Genomic DNA, 18,763 nt, shown 5'->3' with positions numbered 1-18,763 from the left:
AAGCCCGGTTCCACCTTTTTCTGGCTATGTCGCCTTTCGCCAGGCGGACAGGCCGTCGGGGGCCTCGTCCCTGGTGAACCCGGCCGCCGTCAGCTCGGCGGCCAGCCGGTCGCCGGCGGGCCGGTGGGCCTCGCTGGTCACCTCGTCCTCGCCGATCACCACGCCGCGCTGCCTGACCCGGTAGAGGAAACGCGAGCGCACGGTCTCGCCGGTGACGTCGAGCACCTGGCCCCAGACCTCGTAGGCGTGCCGCCCGACCTGGTAGGACCCCATGAGCTCCAGCTCACCGGGCGTGGGCGCGGGCCGCTCGCGCCAGTTGAACAGCAGCAGCCCGCCCGGTTCGAGCTGCCTGGCCAGCACCCGCCACAGCTCCTCCCGCCGCCCGGCCGGGAACGCCTGCAGCACCGAGATCATCACGACGGCCTCGACCGGCTCGTCGACGTCGACGTCGAGCGCCCCGCAGGCCAGCACGGTGACCCGGCGCCGGGCCTCCTCGTCGGCCGCCAGCCGCGACAGCAGCACCGACCGCATGGCCAGCGCCGGCTCGACGGCGAACACCTCGCCCTCCGTCTCGCGCACGATCACCTCGGTGATCAGGCCGGTGCCCGCGCCGATCTCCATGACGCCGCCCCGCACCCCCTTCAGCAGGGGCGGGAGCAGCTCGCGGATCTGGGGGACGTGCCCGTCCTCGTGCCACAGGTCGTAGAACGGCACGGCCCTGGAGTACTGATCGTCATTCATAGGTCATTTCTACGCCAGCCGGGCCGAGTCGATCGGCCTGACACCGTCGCCCGTCGACTCGTACCAGGTGATCGTGTCGGGGAAGGTCAGCGTGGCCAGCGCGTTCTGGAACAGCGGGCCCTTGGTCACCCGCCAGCGGAACGGCGGCCGCGGGATGCCCGCCAGCCGCGCCAGCAGGCTGCCCACCAGCGTCGCCAGCCCGAACTGGGTGAGCACGTTGGCCCAGCGCAGCAACCGGCTGAGCGGGTTGCGGATCGGCGAGCAGACGACCTGGTAGATCTGCCCGGCCGAGGCCTTGGCCAGGTAGGAGTAGTGGACGTCGCCGGACAGGATCACCGCCGGCTTGCCGAGCCGGACCAGCAGCCTGCCCAGGTCCTCGAACGAGCGCCGGAAGGCCGCCCAGTGCTCCAGGTCGACGGCCTGGCGCAGCTGCTCCGACCACCGCTGCACGGTACGGCCCCACTTGCCGTCGCACAGCGCCTCGTTCCAGTTCTGGACGCCGTGCACGCCCTCGGGCAGCAGGAACGGGATCGAGGAGCCGATGACCAGCCGCTCGGCCGGGGCGGCGGCCTGCTCCTGGAGCCAGGCCCACTCCTCGGGGTCGAGCATGCGCCGGTCGCCGGGGGTGAGCTGCCTGGCGCACCGGGTGTCGATCATGATGAGCCGGGTGTGCCCGAGGTCGCGGGTGTAGCTCCAGCGGTTGCTGCTCGGCTCGGCGTCGGCCTTGGCGGCGAAGGCGTCGAGGGCCGGGCCGCCGTCGCCGCCGCCCTCGGTGAGCTCGCGCACCAGCGGGTCGGCCGCCCGCTCGGCCGGCGTCAGGTTGCCGAGGTGCTGGTAGACGAAGTAGGCGCCCAGCCCGGCGACCACGCGGCGCGGCCACCAGCTCGTCAGAGCCATCTTCTCCCGCCAGGGCTGGGAGGTGTTCCAGTCGTCGCGCAGGTCGTGGTCGTCGAAGATCATGGCGGTGGGCACGGTGGACAGCAGCCAGCGGATCTCCGGGTCGGTCCAGGCCTGGCGGTAGAGCTCGGCGTACTCCTCGTAGTCGGCGATCTCGCCCTGCGGCTCGGTGGTCCTGCGCGCGTGGATGTAGTCGAGCATCTGGGGCGAGGGGCTGTCGGCGTAGACCTGGTCGCCGAGGAGCAGCAGCAGGTCGGGCCACTCCTCCTCGTCGGCGCGCATGAGGCTCACGCCGTAGGCGCGCAGCACGTCGTCGCCGTGGGTGCGGACGTGCGCCGAGTCGTGCGGCACGCTCGTGCGGCACGACCCGAACGCCAGCTTGCGGGGCCCTTCGGCGGGCAGCAGCCGCACCCGGCTGGCCGGGCGACCCGCCAGGGGCCAGACCTGGTCCCCGTCGAGGCTGACGGAATAGGAGGCGATATCCTGGGACAGGTCAACGAGATCCACGATCGCGTAGTGGTGACCGTGCACGGTGAAGGTGGGCGACCGATAAGCCCCGCCTGCCGTCTCGACGGTGACCGTGCAGGGCTCGCTGGTCTCCACCCAGATCGAGGCACTGACCGAGTCGACGTGACGCAACATCGGCCCAACCACGAGTGCGGGCATCCAACCCTCCGGTTTTCGACGATTCGGCACACTCTCGCTCGATAGCCTGCCAGAGTGGCACGTTCCCAGCACGTTGATCAACGGCTTGGATATGCCTTCATAGCCTAGGCAAGGTCAAACTGCCCCGCCTAGGATGATCGAGACAACACGCCCAAGAGGGAAGGCAACGGCGCCTTCTCGCACAAAATGGGCGCGCATACAGGAGGAAACTCGACCATGAGCATCATGGTGCCGTCAAAGACGCCGGCGCTGATCACACCTGGTCAACAGGCGCTCGACTCCGCTCTTCACCAACTGAACCAGGCCGCCGCCCACCTCGGGCTCGACGACGGCCTCCGCACGATGCTGGCCACGCCCCGCCGCTCCCTGACCGTCTCGGTCCCGGTGCGCCGCGAGGACGGGCGCATGGACGTCGTCCAGGGCTTCCGCGTCCAGCACAACGTCTCGCGCGGCCCGGCCAAGGGCGGCATCCGCTTTCATCCCGGCACCGACATCCACGAGGTCACCGCCCTGGCGATGTGGATGACGTGGAAGTGCGCACTGGTCGGCATCCCGTACGGCGGCGCCAAGGGCGGCGTGGCCGTGGACCCGGGCGCGCTGACCACGATCGAGCTCGAACGGCTCACCCGCCGCTACGTCAACGAGATCCTGCCGCTGATCGGCCCGGAGAAGGACATCCCGGCCCCCGACGTCGGCACCGACGAGCAGACCATGGCCTGGATCATGGACACCTACAGCGTCAACGCCGGCTACTCGGTGCCCGGCGTGGTCACCGGCAAGCCGATGACGCTCGGCGGCTCGCTCGGCCGCACCGGCTCCACCTCTCGCGGCGTGCAGATCGCGGCCCTGGCCGCCCTCGGGCGCTCGCCGGAGGGCGTCACGGTCGCCGTGCAGGGCTTCGGCAAGGTGGGCGCGCTGGCCGCGCAGTACCTGTCCGACGAGGGCTGCAAGGTCGTCGCCGTCTCCGACGTCACCGGCGCGCTCTACGCGCCCGGCGGCCTCGACGTCGCCCGCGTGCGCGCCTGGGTGGCCGAGACCGGCGGCGTGGCCGGCTACCCGCACGCCGACGCGATGGCCCACGACGACCTGTTCGAGCTGGACGTGGACGTGCTCGTCCCGGCCGCGCTCGAAGGCGTGATCACCGAGGCGAACGCGCCCCGCGTGCGCGCCCGGCTGATCGTGGAGGGCGCCAACGGCCCCACCACGCCGGAGGCCGACGAGATCCTGGCCGCGAACGGCACCACCGTCGTGCCGGACATCCTGGCCAACGCCGGCGGGGTGATCGTGTCCTACCTGGAGTGGGTGCAGAACATGCAGGCCTTCTCCTGGAGCTCCCGCGAGGTCGAGGTGAAGCTGCGCGACCTGATGGAGGGCGCCTTCTCCGAGGTCAAGTCGATGTCCGCCGAGCGCGGGCTGACGCTGCGGGAGGCGGCGCACGTGATCGGCGTGGGCCGGGTCGCCGAGGCCCACAGCATGCGGGGCCTGTACCCCTGACCTACTTTGGTCGCACGTGACCCGCCCAAGGTCGGATGCCGGGGCGGGTCCCGTTCTGCGACGGTCGGGGTCATGAGGGGTTTCATCGGGGTCATGGCCATCATCCAGGGGCTCGGCGGGTTCGCCGGGCGCGTCTGGTTCGACACGGAATGGGGGTTCGTGGGGCGGTTCGTGGAGCTGCCCCTGGCGGCCTACCTGGGCCTCGCGGTCGCGGGCCTGGCGTTGCTGCTGTGGTCCGACCACGACAGGAAGAACCGCGAGAGCTGATCGGGGGCGGGTCGGGCAGGATGGCCTCATGACCTATCCCGAACCGCGCTATCCGGGCGACACCGGCGAGCTGTCCGCCACGTACCGCCCCTACGAGCACGCCCCCGAGCTGACCTACCCGAGCGGCAACACCGTCCACTACCTGGCCACCGGGGCCACCACCAACGGCCAGTTCGGGCTCTACCGCTGGGTGATGGGGCCCGAGCCGTCCGGCCCGAGCCCCCACTTCCACAAGTCGATCTCCGAGTCGTTCTACGTCCTCGACGGATCGGTGCGGATCTACGACGGCAGCCGCTGGATCGACACCCGCCCCGGCGACTGGGTGCACGTGCCCGAGGGCGGCGTGCACGCCTTCCGCAACGAGTCGGGCGAGCCCGCGACCATGCTGCTGCACTTCGCGCCCGGCGCTCCGCGCGAGGGCTACTTCGAGGGGCTGCTCGACCTGGCCGGCAAGAGCGAGGAGGAGAAGGCCGAGTTCTTCATCCGCCACGACACGTACTGGCTGGACTGACCGGGCCCGGCGGCTGAGCGGAGGCCCGGTCGAGGGCGGCGGCCAGCTCGTCCAGCTCGCGCATCAGCCGTTCGGTGCGCTCCTGGCCGAACGCGGCGGCGATGGCCCGGTGATGGTCGGCCACCGCGCCGTCCACGCGGGCCAGCAGGTCGCGCCCCCGGTCGGCGAGGAACACCGTCACCCGCCGCCGGTCGCCCGCCGACGCGCCCCGGTGGACCAGCGCCCGGTCGATCAGCCGGTCGACCGCCTTGGTGAGCGTCGGGTGCGGCATGAGCACCGCCTCGGCCAGCTCCCCCATCGAGTGGCCGCGCCCGTCGGCCAGCGCGCGCAGGATGCGCCACTGCTCGACGGTGACGTCCTCGCCGGCCAGGGTCGCCGCCAGGCCGCGCGTGACCTCGCGTTCGGCGCGGCTGAGCACGTACGCGAGTGAGGACCCCAGCCCGGATTTAGCCATGACACATCAGGTCCTTTCACCGGAGAGCTAGTTCGGAGGATACTCGTCGGCGTGGCGGCCATCGTCGATCCTTTCGAGGCCCGGCTCATCCCCTCGGACGCGGTCCGGATCGGCCTGGTCGTGCCCGTGTCGGGGGTGCTCGGGCTGGTGGGGCCGTGCGCGATCAACTGCGCGGTGCTGGCCGCCGAGGAGGTCGACGCCCGGGGCGGCGTGCTCGGCAGGCGGATCGAGCTGGTGCTGATCGACGGCGGGCGGCCGGGGCGCGAGGTGGCGGCCGAGGTGGCCGGCCTGGTCGCGTCCGGCACGGTCGAGGCGGTGGTGGGCACGCACGCCAGCGACGTGCGCATCGACGTGGTCGCGGCCATCGGCGGGCGGGTCCCGTTCGTGTACGCGCCGCCGTACGAGGGGGGCGGGCACGCGCCGGGCGTCTACTTCCTCGGCGAGACCCCCGGCAGGCAGCTCGAACCGGGCATCGAGTGGCTGGTCAGCGTCCACCGGGCGCGCCGCTGGTACCTGCTGGGCAACGACTACGTCTGGCCGCGCCTGGTGCACGCGGGCGCCCGCCGCCGGCTGCGCGCGCGCGGCGCGACCGTCGTCGGCGAGGCGTTCGTCCGGTACGGCGGGGCGGCCTCCTGGCTCGGCCGGATCGCCGACGCCCGCCCCGACGCGATCCTGCTCACGCTGATCGGCAGCGATCTGGTCGCCTTCAACCGGGCCTACGCGGCCGCCGGCCTCGGCGCGGCCCGGCTGTGCGGGGCGCTGGAGGAGCACGGCCTGCTCGGCATCGGCGGCGACGGCACCGGCGAGCTCTACGCGTCGATGGGTTACTTCCGCGACCTGCCGACCGAGGCCAGCCTGCACTTCGCCGAACGGTACGCCAAACGCTTCGGCCCGCACGCCCCCATGCTCAACGCCCACGGCCAGGGCTGCTACGAGGCCGTCGCGATGCTCGCCGCCCTGTCGGCACGGGCGGGCAGCCTGGCCGTCCCCGCCCTCGACGCGGTGGCCGACGGCACCACGATCGTCAGCGCGCGCGGCCCGCTCACGCTGCTGAACCGGCAGGTGCGGCGCACGGTGCACCTCGGCAGGGCGGACGGCCTGGATTTCTTGCTTGAGAAACCTTTTCACTAGAAAGCTTTGGCTCTAAGGTGCGAAACGCCCCCCAACCTCACCAAGGAGCCGCGCAACATGAGCACCGTTGAGCAGTTCGGCTACCGCCAGGAGCTCAAACGCTCTCTGGGCTTCGCCGACCTGATGATCTACGGCCTGATCTTCATGGTGCCGATCGCACCGTTCGGCATCTTCGGCGGCGTGTTCCAGTCGTCCGGCGGCATGGTCGCGCTGGCCTACATCATCGGCCTGGTCGCCATGGCGTTCACGGCGCTGTCGTACTCGCAGATGGCCCAGGCGTTCCCCATGGCCGGCTCCGTCTACACCTACGCCGGGCGCGGCATCTCGGCGCCGGTCGGGTTCATCGCCGGATGGGCGATCCTGCTCGACTACATCCTGGTGCCGTCGCTGCTCTACCTCATCGCCAGCCTGGCCATGAACTCGTTCGTGCCGGGCATCCCGGTGTCGGGCTGGCTGGTCATCTTCGTGCTGCTCAACACGGCCGTCAACTACATGGGCATCCAGATGACCGCGCGCATCACGCGGGTGATGCTGGTCGCCGAGCTGGCCGTGCTGGCGATCTTCCTGGTGGTCGGCGGCATCGCCCTGGCGCAGGGCAAGGCCCAGGCGGGCGCGCTCACGCCGATCTTCGAGTCCTCCGCGTTCAACTGGACGCTGGTGTTCGGCGCGGCGGCCACGGCGGTGCTGTCCTTCCTCGGCTTCGACGGCATCTCCACCCTCGCCGAGGAGAACAAGGAGGACGGCCGGCGGCTCGGCCGTTCGATGGTGGCCGCGCTCGCGCTGGCCGCGGTGCTGTTCGTGGCGCAGACGTGGGTCGCGGCGCTGCTCATGCCCGACCGCGCCCAGCTGATCAAGGCCGGCGACCCGAACGGCGACGCCTTCTACCGCATGGCGGAGTTCGCCGGCGGCCACTGGCTGAGCGTGCTGACCGCCGTCGCCACCGCGATCGCGTGGGGCTTCGCCAACTCGCTGGTCGCCCAGGCGGCCACCTCGCGGCTGCTGTTCGCGATGGCCCGCGACCGCATGCTCCCCTCGTTCCTGGCCAAGGTCCACCCCAAGCACCAGGTGCCGGTCAACGCCACGCTGGCGGTCGCCGTGCTGTCGCTGGGCATCGGCCTCTACATGAACAGCCGTGACGACGGCATCGCCCTGCTCAGCCAGCTGGTGAACTTCGGCGCGATGACCGCCTTCCTGATCCTGCACGTGGCCGTCGTCGTCCACCACTTCTTCCGCAGGCGCAGCGGGAACGTGTGGGCCCATCTGATCGCGCCGGCGATAGGCTTCCTCGTCCTGGCCGCCGTGGTGTACAACACCAAACTGGTGACCCAGACGGTCGGCCTGATCTGGCTGGCGGTCGGTCTCGCCGTCCTGGGCGTCAGCTATCTGATCGGCCGCAGGCCCGTTCTCCCCTCGGAGGTCAAGTGAACGTCGTCTCCTACCACCCCACGCCGGAGGAGCTCAGCTACACCTTCGGCGGCCGTGCCGCCCTGGGCAGGGTCCGGCCCGGGACGGTGCTGGAGCTGTACACCGAGGACTGCTTCGGCGGCCGGGTGCGGACCGTGGAGGACCTGCCGTCGCGGGTCTGCGAGTTCCCGTACCTGAACCCCGTCACCGGTCCCTTCCACGTGGAGGGGGCCGAGCCGGGCGACACGCTGGCGCTGCACTTCGTGAAGATCACCCCGGCCCGCGACTGGGCGGTCTCCACCACGTTCCCGCACTTCGGCGCGCTGACCGGCACCCACACCACGGCGACGCTCCAGCCGCCGCTGGAGGAGCGGGTCTGGCGCTACGACATCGACGTGGACAAGGGCGTGGCCGTCTACCACGCGCGCAACAGCGACTTCAGCGTGGCGCTGCCGCTCGACCCGATGCACGGCACGGTGGGCGTGGCCCCGGGCGCGAACGAGGCCCGCATGACCATCACCCCCGACGCGCACGGCGGCAACATGGACACCCCCGAGCTGCGCGCGGGCGTCACCGTCTACCTGGGCGTCAACGTCGAGGGCGGCATGTTCTCGATCGGCGACGGCCACGGCCTGCAGGGGCACGGCGAGGTCTGCGGCACGGCCGTGGAGTCGGCCATGAACACCGTGGTCGCGGTCGAGCTGATCAAGGGCGTGGCCACGCCGTGGCCCCGGCTGGAGGACGACCTGCACCTGATGTCCACCGGCTCGGCCAGGCCCCTGGAGGACGCCTACCGCATCAGCCAGCACGACCTGGTGACCTGGACGTCGGAGCTGACCGGGCTCGACACGCTGGACGCGTACCAGCTCGTCAGCCAGGCCGGCCAGGCGCCGGTCGGGAACGTGTGCGACACCAACTACACCATGGTCGCCAAGCTGCCCAAGACCTACCTGGGCGCCCCTTCGGTGTACGAGGACGCCCACGCTCGCCTGCGCGCCCTGGGCGCCCAGTACGACGCATGACAATCCCCCACTTAGGTAAACCTTGGTGTCGCAGGTCAGGGCATTGATCATCTTCCCCGTAGAGTGGGAAAGTGCTCAGGTTGGTACTGTCTCTGGTCCTGCTCGATCCGGCTGGCCTCACCGATGTCGCGCAGCGCAGCGTCCCCGTCCCCCAGGTGCTGACCCCGGACGGCGACCGCCTGGGCTACGCGCCGGTCCCGCGCCCCTACACGGGGGCGCGGCGGCTGACCGGCGTGCTGCTCGGCCATGACCCCGTCACCCGCACCGACGTGTGGTGCGGCGGCGCGGTCATCGGCTCGCGCAGCCGCAGCCTGGTGCTGACGGCCGCGCACTGCCTCTACCACGACGGCCGGCCGCTCAAGCGGCTGGTCTTCATGCCCGGGTTCGACAGGGGCAACCCGCGGCACGGCGTCTGGTCCGCGGTGCGCACGTGGGCGCCGGACCGCTGGCGGGCGAACCCCGACTCCCCCGACGTGCTGCCGTACGACGTCGGCCTGGTCGGGGTCGTCAAGGGCAGGCGCCCGCTGGAGGACGTGGTCGGCCAGGGCCTGCCGCCTCTGCGCACGAGCCGCGGCGCCGGGCTGCGCGGGCTGGAACTGCTCGGCTACCCGGCCGGCAAGCGCTACCCCGGCACGCAGATGTACCGCTGCCTGGGCGACGCGGTCGAGGGCTCGACGGTGGGCCCCGGGCTGATGGTCACCCGCAACTGCCATGCCGCCGCCGGGGGGAGCGGCGGCCCGGTGCTGTACGGCGACTCGGTGGCGGGCGTGGTCTCCTCCTCCAGCCCGCTGAGCGACACCGACGGCTACACGGTGCTGGCCCGGCTGGGCGGGACGACGTTCGACCGGATGTTCGCCAGGGCCGACGAGTCGATGCGGGTCAGGAAGCCTGGCTGACGGCCTCTTCGCAGATGGCATGGGTGATCAGGGCGTCGTCGGCGGTGATCACCCGGCCCTCGCGGACCGCGAGCAGGAACTCCTGGCAGATCTGCTCGATGCCGCGCTGCCGGGCGACCGGCACCCAGTCGGGCCGCCTGGTGAGCGTCTCGCCGCCCTCGTAGTCGAGGACGTCGCCGAGGTTGACCACCCGCCGCTTGATGCCGTCGCCCATGACCTCGCAGGTCTCCTCGGCGGCGCCGCTGACCCGGTTCATGACGCCGATCGCGGTGAACCCGGCGCCCGACAGCTCAAGGACGATGTGTTCGAGCAGGTCGCGGCGGACGCGGGTGCGGATCCTGGTCTCGGTGACCGGGCCGGGGGCCAGGAACCTGAGCGTGTCCACGACGTGGATGAAGTCCTCGAAGATGGCCCGCCGGGGCGCGTCGGGGTAGTTGTCGCGGTTCTTCTCCATCAGCACGAGATGACGCGGAAGGGCCATGAGCCCCGCGTAGCCGGGGGCGTGGCGGCGGTTGAACCCGACCATCAGCGACCTGCCCTCGGACTCGGCCAGGCGCACCAGGCGCTCGGACTCGGCCAGGCTGTAGGCGATCGGCTTGTCGACGTAGACGTGGATCCCCGCGCTGAGCAGCGGCTCGACGATCTCCGGGTGCGCCTCGGTCGCGGCGTGCACGAACGCGGCGTCGACCCCCGCCTTGATCACCTCGTCGACGCTGGTGGACCGGTCGGCGACGCGGTAGGCGTCACCGAGCCGGTCGAGCCGCGCGGTGTTGCGGGTGCACAGGTGGAGGTCGAGGGACTGGGCGGCGAGCACGGGCAGGTACGCCTTCTCCGCGATGTCGCCCAGGCCGATCATGGCTATCTTCATCCGTCGAGCGTAGCCTTCAGCGCGGCCTCCACCGGCGTAGGCGCGACGCCGAAGACCTGCTGAAACGCCGAGGAGTCGAGCACATAGGGCGCGGTGAACTGGTAGCGCACGTGCCGCAGCTCGCCGATCATGGGCGAGAACAGCCCGGACGCCCGCAGCAGCGGCCACGGCAGCGTGGTCATCCTGGGCTCCGGCAGGTCCAGCAGGGCGGCCATCCGGGCGCCGACCTCGCGGAAGGTCATCGGGTCGTTGGTGGGCACGTGCCACGGGCGGCCCCAGGCCCGCTCGTCGGCGCCGGCGATGATCAGGGCGTCGGCCACGTCCGGCAGGTAGGTCCAGCTGTGCGGGACGTCGGCGGGGAAGACGAGCCGGATCGTCCGGCCGGCCTTGAGCGCGGGGATGAAGCGGGTGCCCAGGTGGGACTGGTCGGTGGCACCTGGGCCGAAGAAGTCCGAGCCGCGCACCTCGGTCACCCTGATCCGCCCTTCGCGGTGGGCGGCCAGCGCGTCGTGCCAGATCCTGGCCCGCACCCGGGCCTTGGGGGTGGTGGAGGCCGGCGGCAGGTCCTCGGTCATCGGGCCGGAGACGGGCCCGTACGGGTAGAGGTTGCCCAGGATGGCCAGCACGGCCCCGCTCGACTCGGCGGCGGCCAGGAACGAGGCGGCCATCGGCGGCCAGTCGGTCAGCCACCGATGGTAGGCCGGGTTGACGCAGTTGTAGAGGACGTCGGCCCCCATGGCCAGCTCGGACAGCCGGGCCTGGTCGGCCACGTCGGCGGCCACCTTGACCGTGCCCTCCGGCCCGCGGCCCGAGCGGGTCACGACGACGACCTCGTGCCCCTGCGCGGCGAGCTTGGCGGCCAGGTGCGAGCCGACCTGGCCGGACCCCACGACGACGTGCTTACCCATGATCAGACCTGCTTCCAGATGACGCGCAGCAGCGCGTTGACGACGAAGACGGCGGCGAAGACGATCGCCGGGGTGACCCGGCCCGCGGCGTAGAGCGCGAGCGCGCCGCCGCCGAACCAGACGATCTCCAGCGCGACGCGGGCCAGACCGGTGAGCGGGATGGTGGCGTTCGCGCCGCCTCCCGCGCCGAACAGCGCCCACGCGGCGATGAACAGCGCCGGGCCGCCCAGCCCCGCCAGGAGCTTGATCGCCCAGTTCGGGCTGAGCGTGAAGCCCCAGTAGGCCACCGCGCCCAGCACGCCGAGCTCCAGGAAGAACATCAGGGCGGCGTTGGCGTTCTTGGCGAGGGCGAGCATGGGGATCTCCTGAGGGGGTGCGCTGTTCGCTTACGAGAGCAATGCTCTCGCAAAAGAGCGGCACTCGTCAAGAGCAGTGCTCTCGTTTTTTGCCAGTGCTCTGATAACCTGCTGTGCATGACAGCCAGCCGTACCGCGCGAGAGCGCGTGAGAGCCGAGCTCACCAGGGAGATCACCGACATCGCCCGCCGCCAACTGGCCACCGACGGCGCGGGCGGCCTGTCGCTGCGGGCCGTGGCGCGGGAGATGGGCATGGTCTCCTCGGCCATCTACCGCTACTTCCCGAGCCGCGACGACCTGCTGACCGCCCTGATCATCGACGGCTACAACGCTTTGGGCCAGGCCGTCGAGCAGGCCGAGGCCGCCTGCCCGCGCACGGCCCACCTCGGCCGCTGGCTGGCCGCCGGCCATGCCGTGCGCGACTGGGCGGTGGCCCACCCCCACGAGTACGCCCTGCTCTACGGCTCGCCCGTGCCGGGCTACCAGGCGCCGCAGGACACCATCGCGGCCCGGCTGCGCGACGTCACCGTGCTCGGCGCGCTCGTCGTCGACGCCTGGGACGCGGGCGAGCTGCACCCGCCGGCCGCCCCCGAGCCGCCCGCCGAGGTGGCCGCGGACGCCGAGAACATCCGCGCCCTGATGCCCGGCGTGCCCGACGACGTGGTGTGGCGGGCGATGGCGTCCTGGGCGACGCTGTACGGCTGGGTCAACTTCGAGGTGTTCGGCCAGTTCAACAACACGATCGACAGCCGGCGGGCGGCCTTCGACCACGCGCTGCGGCTGGCCGCCGCCACACTCGGCCTCGCCGCGTGACCGGAACGTCCCCGCAAGCCGGAAGGGGCAGGAGCGCATGTGCACTCCTGCCCCTTCCGCGAGAACGTCAGCGCGCGGCGCGGTTGACCGCCGAGATGATGGCCTTGAGCGAGGCCGTGGTGGTGTTGGCGTCGATGCCCACGCCCCACAGCACCTGCCCGTCGACCTCGCACTCCAGGTAGGAGGCGGCCTTGGCGTCGCTGCCCGCGCTCATCGCGTGCTCGACGTAGTCGAGGACCCGCACCTTGATGCCGACGCCGGCGATGGCGTCGATGAAGGCCGAGATCGGGCCGTTGCCGACGCCCGCGATCTCCCGGATCTCACCGTCGAGGCGCACGTCCGCGCCGATGCGGTCTTTGTCGTCGACGGTCGACTCGTGGCGGTGGGCCATGAGGCTCAGCCGGCCCCAGCGGTTGGCGGGGTTGGGCAGGTACTCGTCGCGGAAGATCTCGTACATGGCCGTGGGGCTGATCTCGCCGCCGCCCGCGTCGGTGCGGGCCTGCACGACCTTGGAGAACTCGATCTGCAGCCGGCGCGGCAGGTCGAGCTGGTGGTCGGCCTTCATGATGTAGGCCACGCCGCCCTTGCCCGACTGGCTGTTGACCCGGATGACGGCCTCGTAGGTGCGGCCGATGTCCTTGGGGTCGATCGGCAGGTAGGGCACCGCCCAGGTGAACTCGGCCACCGGCGTGCCGGCCGCCGCGGCGTCGCGCTCCAGGTGCTCGAAGCCCTTCTTGATGGCGTCCTGGTGGGAGCCGGAGAAGGCGGTGTAGACCAGCTCGCCGCCCCACGGGTGGCGCGGGTGCACCGGGAGCTGGTTGCAGTACTCGGTGACGCGGCGGATCTCGTCGATGTCGCTGAAGTCGATCTCGGGGTCGACGCCCTGCGAGAACAGGTTCATGCCCAGGGTGACCAGGCACACGTTGCCGGTGCGCTCGCCGTTGCCGAACAGGCAGCCCTCGATGCGGTCGGCGCCGGCCATGTAGCCCAGCTCGGCGGCGGCCACGGCGCTGCCCCGGTCGTTGTGCGGATGCAGCGACAGCACGATCGAGTCGCGGTGCCGCAGGTTGCGGTGCATCCACTCGATCTGGTCGGCGTAGACGTTGGGCGTGGCCATCTCGACCGTGGCGGGCAGATTGATGATGACCTTGCGGTCGGGGGTGGGCTGCCACACCTCGTTGACGGCGTCGCACACCTCGACGGCGTACTCCAGCTCGGTGCCGGTGAACGACTCGGGCGAGTACTGGTAGAAGACGTCGACGTCGGTGGCCTCGGCCAGCTTCCTGACCAGCTTGGCGCCCTCGACGGCGATGGCGGTGATGCCCTCCTTGTCCTGGCCGAACACGACGCGGCGCTGGAGGGTGGAGGTCGAGTTGTACAGGTGGACGATGGCCTGCTTGGCGCCCTCGATCGCCTCGAAGGTGCGCTCGATCAGCTCGGGCCTGGCCTGGGTCAGCACCTGGATGACGACGTCGTCGGGGATGCGGCCCTCGTCGATGATCTGCCGGACGAAGTCGAAGTCGGTCTGGGAGGCGGCCGGGAAGCCCACCTCGATCTCCTTGTAGCCCATGCGTACCAGCAGCTCGAACATCTGGAGCTTGCGGTGGGAGTCCATCGGGTCGATCAGGGCCTGGTTGCCGTCGCGCAGGTCGACCGCGCACCACCGGGGCGCCTTGGTGATGACCTGGTCGGGCCAGGTGCGATCGGTCAGCCGGATCGGTTCGAACGGCTGATAGCGATGGGCCGGCATGGGGCTGGGCTGCTGGGCGTTCATCTCTGCTGCTCCTCGTCGGTCGAGTCGAAAGTCGAGTCGAAAGCGGCCGACGCGCATGACTGGCTCCGCGACGAGGGAGCCGGCCTTACAGGCCCTCGCCGCGGCAGCTAAGAAGCAGCCCGCGCAGCATGCCAAGCACGCTACCAGACGTCTCGGGATTCGCTGCCCTTGATCTCACATCATGAGAGCCGATCGGTCCACCGATGGTGAAACACCTGGTCAGGGCCGCGAAATTCCGACCCGCGCCACCGCTAGTCCGGGATGAGCACGCTCAGGCAGGTGACGCAGCCCTCCAGTCGCTCGAACTCCGAGATGTCCACCCTCGTCACGACGAGCCCGCGCCTCTCCAGCATCGCCGCGGTCCGCGGGGCGGAGGCGGCCAGCAGCACCCGGTCGCCGCCCAGCGGCACCACGTGCGCGCCCGGCTCCTCCGGCGGTTCCAGCAGGCCCGGCAGCTCGACGCGACCGGGATCGCCGATGAGCGTCCCGTCGGGCAGGGCGGTCACCGCCGACTTCAGGTGCAGCACGCCGCGCAGGCTCACGGGCTCGACCCGGCGCTCGGGCAGCAGGGCGGCGAGCTGGCTGACGCCCTCGTCGTCGGTGCGGGCCGACCTGCCGACGTACACGGTGGGGCCGACCTGGAGCACGTCGCCGCCGTCCAGGGTGCCGGGGCGGGCGATCCGGACCGCCTTCAGGCCGAGCTCCCGTACGGCCCGCTCGACGGACTCCACCTCCGGACGCCGCTCCGGCGCGCCCGGCCGGGTGAGCACGGCCAGGCGCCCCGACACCACCACGGCGTCCTCCACGAAGGGCGCGTCGGGCAGGTGGTCGGCGTCCTCGGCGTAGACCGGCCGCCATCCGGCCGCGGCCAGCGCCGCGACGTAGGCGTCGTGCTGGTGACGTGCGCGTTCGTGGTCCACGGGCACGCGCTCGATGTGCGTGACGATGCCCTCGGCGATCCGGGGTCCGGGCTTCCTTACCAGCGCGATACCAGACATAGGGCGTGTTCTATCACGCAGTCGTTAGAGTCTTGGGCATGCGGGACGACGAGATTCTCACCAGGATCAGCGCTCTGGTCGCCGAGGAGCACGAGCTGCGCGGCAGGCTGTCGGCGGGCGAGGTCACCTCCGACGAGGAGCACGCGCGGGTCAAGCAGCTTGAGGTGGCGCTCGACCAGTGCTGGGACCTGCTGCGGCAGCGCCGGGCCAGGCGCGGCGCGGGCGAGGACCCCGACGGCGCGGCCGTCCGCCCGGCCGGCGAGGTGGAGAACTACCGGCAGTAGGGCCCACCGGCGGTAAAACGGCTGGCCAGACGCCACGCCGATGCGCTTGGCTGGACGGATGCACATCCAGCCAATCGACTTCGACCGGCCGGGCGAGCTGATGACGGGCCTGCACGACGCCTACCTGGCCGCGCACGCGCACGAGCCCGGCCCCAAGTTGTCACTCGCCCGCCTCTCCGCCATCGCCCGCCTGGGCGGCCCCGGCGACCTGGCCGAGACCTGGGTGGCGACCGACGGCGGCAAGGTCGCCGGCGGCTACTCCCTGGCGCTGCACCAGTACGACAACCGGCACATGGGCTGGCTCTTCCCGCTCGTGGTCCGGCCGGAGCTGCGCGGCCGCGGCCTCGGCGGCGAGCTGTTCGAGCACGTCCTCGGCCGGATGCGCGCCCACGGCCGCACCCTGCTGCTCACCGAGACCCCCACCACCGGCGTCGGCGCCCGCTTCGCCCGCGCCCACGGGATGACGGTCGCGCTCCGGGAGGCCCGCCGCACGCTCGACCTGCGCACGGCCGACTGGGCCGCGCTGCGCGGCATGCTGCCGGAGGTGCCCGGCTACCGCGTCGAGCGGTTCGCCGGACCGGCCGGTCCTGAGCTGCTGGCCGACCTCGCCACGCTGATGAGCGGCATGAACGACGCCCCCCGCGACGCCGACGTCGAGGACATGACCTTCAGCCTCGACCGCCTGCGCCTGCGCGAGGAGCGCGTCACGATCAACGGCGAGACCTGCTACACGATGATCGCCAGGCGCGAGTCCGACGGCGCGCCCGCCGGTTACACGCGGATCTACCTCACCGCCGACCGCTCCGACGGCTGGGGCCACCAGGCCGACACCACCGTCCTGCGCGAGCACCGCGGCCATCGCCTGGGCCTGCTGCTCAAGCTGTCCAACCTGCTGTGGCTGCGCGAGCGCGAGCCGCACCTGGAGCAGATCATCACCTGGAACGCCACGTCCAACGCCCACATGCTGGCCATCAACGAGGCCATGGGGTTCGAGCTGCTCGACGAGTGGGACGAGTGGCGGCTGACGGTCTGACCTTTCCCCGGCTAACCTGACTCGTCATGACGGTGGAGGCGTTACGGGACGCGGATCCGCGGCGGGTGGGGCGCTACGCCCTCCTGGGCCGGCTGGGCGAGGGCGGCATGGGCGTCGTCTACCTGGGCGAGGGCCCGGGCGGCGCACGGGTGGCCGTCAAGCTCATCCGCGCCAGGATGGACGCCGACCCCGACTTCCGGCGCAGGTTCGCCCGCGAGGTGGCCGCGGCCCGGCGGGTCGCCCGCTTCTGCACCGCCCCGGTGCTCGACGCCGACGTGCACGCGGACGTGGCGTACCTGGTCACCGAGTACGTCGAGGGGCCCAGCCTGGACGACGCGGTGCGCGGCTCCGGGCCGCTGACGGGCTCCGCGCTCGACGGGCTGGCCGCGGCCATGGCGATGGCGTTGCGGGCCATCCACGGGGCCGGGGTCGTGCACCGCGACCTCAAGCCGTCGAACGTGCTGCTGTCCCGGGTGGGGCCCAAGGTCATCGACTTCGGCATCGCGCGGCTGGCGGAGTCGGAGATGAGCAGCGCGATCGTGGGGACGCCGTCGTACATGTCGCCCGAGCAGGTGGCGGGGTCGCAGGTCGGGCCGGCCTCGGACATCTTCTCGTGGGGCTGCACGGTCGCCTTCGCCGCCGGTGGGCTGCCGCCGTTCGGGTCGGGGTCGGTGCCGACGATCCTGTTACGCATCGTCAACGAGGCTCCCGAGCTGCGGGGGCTGTCGGGGCCGCTGCTCGACCTGGTGACCGCGTCCCTGGCCAAGAGCCCGGCCGCCCGTCCCACGGCCCAGGACCTGATGGACGCCCTCAGCACCGCCACCCCCTCAGCCGCCCTCCCCACCCCGCCCCCACACCCCGCAGCCCCGTCCGACGACCACCCGCCCCCCGCCGAGACACCGGCCACCCTCCCCCCTCCCACCGCCGGAACGCCGGCCACCCTCCCCCCTTCCCCTCCCGTTGACGGGACGCCGGCCACCCTCCCCCCTCCCCCTCCCGTTGACGGGACGCCGGCCACCCTCCCCCCTCCTCCCGAAGGGACGGACGGGACGACGGCGGGGAAGCGGCGTACGAGACTGCTGGCCGCCACCGCGGCGGTCGTGGTGGCGGCCGCCGGCGCCACCACGGCCCTGCTGTGGCCCCACGACGTCACCCCCGCGACCACCCCCGCGACCACCCCCGCGACCACCCGCACGACCGCGGGTCCCGAACCGGCCTCCACCGCGACCCCCCGCAACCCGCTGCGCGAGAACGGCGTCACCTTCTGGTCCGAGAAGGAGAAGGCCGCCGCCCGCCAGGCCGCCGTGTGGCGGAAGGACCGCCCGGCGGACGCCGCGCTCATGGACCGGCTGGCCGCCGTCCCGCACGCCATCCGCCTGAACCAGCCCGAGGTCAGGGCCACGGTCGAGAGCGCCGTGACCGCCGCGCAGGAGGCGGGCGGCGTGCCGGTGTTCCTGATCAACTACATGCCGGGCGGCGGCGACTGCGCCGCCACGGGCGCCGCCGAGATGACGGCCTACCAGGAGTGGGTCAGGGGCGTGGCGCGTCAGGTCGGCGACCGCAAGGCCGTGGTCATCCTGGAGCCGTCCAGCCTGGTCAACCTGCCCGGCACCAAGGACTGCACGGCGGCCGGCACGGCCGAGCAGCGCTACCGCGACCTGCGCGAGGCCGTGAAGTCGCTCAAGACCGGGCACCCCGGCACGGCCGTCTACCTCGACGGCAGCCAGGACCTCTACCCCGGCACCGAGGTGATGGCCCGGCGCCTGATCGGCGCGGGCATCGACCAGGCCGACGGGTTCTTCGTCAACACCGCCTCCTTCCAGCCCACCCCCAAGGCCGTCGAGTACGGCAAGTCGCTGTCGGCCTGCATCGCCGTCATGCGCAGGACGGGCGGCGCCACCTGCCCGAAGGACGCCGACCCCGGCGGCGACCTGCCGCACTTCGTGGTGGACACGGCCAGGAACGGCCAGGGCCAGTGGTCGCCGACGAAGAAGTACAAAGACCCGCAGACCTGGTGCAACCCACCGGGCCGGGGCGTCGGCGAGCGCCCCACGACCGACACCGGCGAGGAGCTGGCGGACGCCTACCTGTGGATCACCCGGGCCGGCAGCTCCGGCGGACGATGCCGGCGCGGCACGAACGGCGACGAGGACCCCGAACGCGGCGTGGTGGCGCCGGAGAGCGGCGAGTGGTGGGCCGATCTGGCGCTCGAACGCGCCAAGAACGCCCGTCCCCCGTTGCGCTGA

Annotated in this window: 19 protein-coding genes; 11 read left to right on the top strand and 8 right to left on the bottom strand. The window is 71.8% G+C overall.

Annotation, left to right across the window (positions count from 1 at the left end):
- Positions 1-24: 24 nt before the first annotated feature.
- Together ACIBST_RS27175 and ACIBST_RS27170 are read right to left on the bottom strand one after the other, a co-directional pair.
- On the bottom strand, positions 25-741 hold the full coding sequence (locus ACIBST_RS27175) for a class I SAM-dependent methyltransferase (protein WP_397175631.1): 717 nt from the start codon (positions 739-741) through the stop codon (positions 25-27).
- A gap of 9 nt (positions 742-750) precedes the next feature.
- Positions 751-2,280, bottom strand: coding sequence for an alkaline phosphatase D family protein (locus ACIBST_RS27170; protein ID WP_397175629.1), 1,530 nt, complete (start codon positions 2,278-2,280; stop codon positions 751-753).
- A 240-nt stretch (positions 2,281-2,520) separates the two neighbouring features.
- On the opposite strand from ACIBST_RS27170, the gene ACIBST_RS27165 reads away from it, so the two are divergent.
- The 3 genes from ACIBST_RS27165 to ACIBST_RS27155 all read left to right on the top strand — a co-directional run bounded on the left by ACIBST_RS27165 (position 2,521) and on the right by ACIBST_RS27155 (position 4,576).
- Positions 2,521-3,798, top strand: a complete 1,278-nt coding sequence (locus ACIBST_RS27165) for a Glu/Leu/Phe/Val dehydrogenase (protein ID WP_397175627.1) — start codon at positions 2,521-2,523, stop codon at positions 3,796-3,798.
- A 72-nt stretch (positions 3,799-3,870) separates the two neighbouring features.
- Positions 3,871-4,065, top strand: coding sequence for a hypothetical protein (locus ACIBST_RS27160; RefSeq protein ID WP_397175625.1), 195 nt, complete (start codon positions 3,871-3,873; stop codon positions 4,063-4,065).
- Positions 4,066-4,093: 28 nt separating this feature from the next.
- On the top strand, positions 4,094-4,576 hold the full coding sequence (locus tag ACIBST_RS27155; RefSeq protein WP_397175624.1) for a cupin domain-containing protein: 483 nt from the start codon (positions 4,094-4,096) through the stop codon (positions 4,574-4,576).
- Here ACIBST_RS27155 and ACIBST_RS27150 read toward each other — a convergent pair.
- Complete coding sequence (locus tag ACIBST_RS27150; protein ID WP_397175622.1) at positions 4,545-5,030, bottom strand: MarR family winged helix-turn-helix transcriptional regulator; 486 nt, start codon at positions 5,028-5,030, stop codon at positions 4,545-4,547. The two genes, ACIBST_RS27155 and ACIBST_RS27150, sit on opposite strands and share 32 nt — an antisense overlap.
- Before the next feature lie 51 nt (positions 5,031-5,081).
- Between ACIBST_RS27150 and ACIBST_RS27145 the strand changes: the two genes are divergently transcribed.
- From ACIBST_RS27145 to ACIBST_RS27130, 4 genes are all read left to right on the top strand, one after another.
- Positions 5,082-6,161, top strand: a complete 1,080-nt coding sequence (locus tag ACIBST_RS27145) for a substrate-binding domain-containing protein (RefSeq protein WP_397175620.1) — start codon at positions 5,082-5,084, stop codon at positions 6,159-6,161.
- A 57-nt stretch (positions 6,162-6,218) separates the two neighbouring features.
- Complete coding sequence (locus ACIBST_RS27140) at positions 6,219-7,586, top strand: APC family permease (RefSeq protein ID WP_397175618.1); 1,368 nt, start codon at positions 6,219-6,221, stop codon at positions 7,584-7,586.
- On the top strand, positions 7,583-8,587 hold the full coding sequence (locus ACIBST_RS27135) for an acetamidase/formamidase family protein (protein ID WP_387672540.1): 1,005 nt from the start codon (positions 7,583-7,585) through the stop codon (positions 8,585-8,587). The genes ACIBST_RS27140 and ACIBST_RS27135 overlap by 4 nt, the downstream gene beginning before the upstream one ends.
- Before the next feature lie 71 nt (positions 8,588-8,658).
- Positions 8,659-9,483 carry a trypsin-like serine peptidase gene (locus tag ACIBST_RS27130; RefSeq protein ID WP_397175617.1) on the top strand — a complete coding sequence of 275 codons (825 nt, stop codon included), beginning with the start codon at positions 8,659-8,661 and terminating at the stop codon, positions 9,481-9,483.
- Here ACIBST_RS27130 and ACIBST_RS27125 read toward each other — a convergent pair.
- The 3 genes from ACIBST_RS27125 to ACIBST_RS27115 are packed head-to-tail and all read right to left on the bottom strand — an operon-like array spanning position 9,467 to position 11,615.
- Positions 9,467-10,351, bottom strand: a complete 885-nt coding sequence (locus tag ACIBST_RS27125; RefSeq protein WP_397175616.1) for a Gfo/Idh/MocA family protein — start codon at positions 10,349-10,351, stop codon at positions 9,467-9,469. The genes ACIBST_RS27130 and ACIBST_RS27125 overlap by 17 nt on opposite strands.
- Positions 10,348-11,259, bottom strand: a complete 912-nt coding sequence (locus tag ACIBST_RS27120; RefSeq protein WP_397175615.1) for an NAD-dependent epimerase/dehydratase family protein — start codon at positions 11,257-11,259, stop codon at positions 10,348-10,350. Before ACIBST_RS27120 ends, ACIBST_RS27125 begins: the two co-directional genes overlap by 4 nt.
- Positions 11,260-11,261: 2 nt before the next feature.
- Positions 11,262-11,615 carry a YrdB family protein gene (locus ACIBST_RS27115; protein WP_397175614.1) on the bottom strand — a complete coding sequence of 118 codons (354 nt, stop codon included), beginning with the start codon at positions 11,613-11,615 and terminating at the stop codon, positions 11,262-11,264.
- A gap of 117 nt (positions 11,616-11,732) precedes the next feature.
- Between ACIBST_RS27115 and ACIBST_RS27110 the strand changes: the two genes are divergently transcribed.
- Entirely contained in the window at positions 11,733-12,428 is a 696-nt protein-coding gene (locus tag ACIBST_RS27110) for a TetR/AcrR family transcriptional regulator (protein ID WP_397175613.1), read from the top strand.
- 67 nt (positions 12,429-12,495) lie between these two features.
- Here the strand turns inward: ACIBST_RS27110 and leuA are convergent, their stop codons facing one another.
- Entirely contained in the window at positions 12,496-14,202 is a 1,707-nt protein-coding gene (gene leuA, locus ACIBST_RS27105; protein ID WP_397175611.1) for a 2-isopropylmalate synthase, read from the bottom strand.
- Positions 14,203-14,453: 251 nt separating this feature from the next.
- Entirely contained in the window at positions 14,454-15,200 is a 747-nt protein-coding gene (ddaH, locus tag ACIBST_RS27100; protein ID WP_397175609.1) for a dimethylargininase, read from the bottom strand.
- A 38-nt stretch (positions 15,201-15,238) separates the two neighbouring features.
- On the opposite strand from ddaH, the gene ACIBST_RS27095 reads away from it, so the two are divergent.
- The 3 genes from ACIBST_RS27095 to ACIBST_RS27085 are packed head-to-tail and all read left to right on the top strand — an operon-like array spanning position 15,239 to position 18,763.
- Positions 15,239-15,484 carry a DUF2630 family protein gene (locus ACIBST_RS27095; protein ID WP_352327988.1) on the top strand — a complete coding sequence of 82 codons (246 nt, stop codon included), beginning with the start codon at positions 15,239-15,241 and terminating at the stop codon, positions 15,482-15,484.
- Positions 15,485-15,542: 58 nt separating this feature from the next.
- Positions 15,543-16,517, top strand: coding sequence for a GNAT family N-acetyltransferase (locus tag ACIBST_RS27090; RefSeq protein ID WP_397175607.1), 975 nt, complete (start codon positions 15,543-15,545; stop codon positions 16,515-16,517).
- Between the two features lie 26 nt (positions 16,518-16,543).
- Complete coding sequence (locus ACIBST_RS27085) at positions 16,544-18,763, top strand: glycoside hydrolase family 6 protein (RefSeq protein WP_397175605.1); 2,220 nt, start codon at positions 16,544-16,546, stop codon at positions 18,761-18,763.

Source organism: Nonomuraea sp. NPDC049684 (assembly GCF_044465345.1).
Classification (GTDB): domain Bacteria; phylum Actinomycetota; class Actinomycetes; order Streptosporangiales; family Streptosporangiaceae; genus Nonomuraea.
The sequence above is the reverse complement of the archived record's forward strand: the minus strand, read 5'-3'. Positions and strand labels throughout refer to the sequence as shown.